The sequence below is a fragment of the Bacillus sp. EKM501B genome, assembly GCF_011800505.1.
Classification (GTDB): Bacteria; Bacillota; Bacilli; order Bacillales; family Bacillaceae_G; genus Bacillus_A; species Bacillus_A cereus.
The window spans coordinates 1,663-3,033 of record NZ_JAALFZ010000046.1; the positions used below are offsets into that span (position 1 = coordinate 1,663).

Here is a 1,371-nt window from a genome sequence, read left to right on the forward strand (position 1 = left end):
AAGGCTGAGCTGTGATGGGGAAGCTCCTTATGGAGCGAAGTCTTTGATTCCCCGCTGCCAAGAAAAGCTTCTAGCGAGATAAAAGGTGCCTGTACCGCAAACCGACACAGGTAGGCGAGGAGAGAATCCTAAGGTGTGCGAGAGAACTCTGGTTAAGGAACTCGGCAAAATGACCCCGTAACTTCGGGAGAAGGGGTGCTTTCTTAACGGAAAGCCGCAGTGAATAGGCCCAAGCGACTGTTTAGCAAAAACACAGCTCTCTGCGAAGCCGTAAGGCGAAGTATAGGGGGTGACACCTGCCCGGTGCTGGAAGGTTAAGGAGAGGGGTTAGCGTAAGCGAAGCTCTGAACTGAAGCCCCAGTAAACGGCGGCCGTAACTATAACGGTCCTAAGGTAGCGAAATTCCTTGTCGGGTAAGTTCCGACCCGCACGAAAGGTGTAACGATTTGGGCACTGTCTCAACCAGAGACTCGGTGAAATTATAGTACCTGTGAAGATGCAGGTTACCCGCGACAGGACGGAAAGACCCCGTGGAGCTTTACTGTAGCCTGATATTGAATTTTGGTACAGTTTGTACAGGATAGGCGGGAGCCATTGAAACCGGAGCGCTAGCTTCGGTGGAGGCGCTGGTGGGATACCGCCCTGACTGTATTGAAATTCTAACCTACGGGTCTTATCGACCCGGGAGACAGTGTCAGGTGGGCAGTTTGACTGGGGCGGTCGCCTCCTAAAGTGTAACGGAGGCGCCCAAAGGTTCCCTCAGAATGGTTGGAAATCATTCGTAGAGTGCAAAGGCATAAGGGAGCTTGACTGCGAGACCTACAAGTCGAGCAGGGACGAAAGTCGGGCTTAGTGATCCGGTGGTTCCGCATGGAAGGGCCATCGCTCAACGGATAAAAGCTACCCCGGGGATAACAGGCTTATCTCCCCCAAGAGTCCACATCGACGGGGAGGTTTGGCACCTCGATGTCGGCTCATCGCATCCTGGGGCTGTAGTCGGTCCCAAGGGTTGGGCTGTTCGCCCATTAAAGCGGTACGCGAGCTGGGTTCAGAACGTCGTGAGACAGTTCGGTCCCTATCCGTCGTGGGCGTAGGAAATTTGAGAGGAGCTGTCCTTAGTACGAGAGGACCGGGATGGACGCACCGCTGGTGTACCAGTTGTTCTGCCAAGGGCATAGCTGGGTAGCTATGTGCGGAAGGGATAAGTGCTGAAAGCATCTAAGCATGAAGCCCCCCTCAAGATGAGATTTCCCATAGCGTAAGCTAGTAAGATCCCTGAAAGATGATCAGGTTGATAGGTTCGAGGTGGAAGCATGGTGACATGTGGAGCTGACGAATACTAATAGATCGAGGACTTAACCATATAATATG

1 rRNA gene (only partly in view) is annotated in these 1,371 nt (G+C 53.0%); it reads left to right on the forward strand.

The features are described 5' to 3' along the window. Positions 1-1,363 (forward strand): 23S ribosomal RNA (locus HFD78_RS28875); it begins 1,653 nt to the left of the window's first position. Positions 1,364-1,371 lie beyond the last annotated feature (8 nt).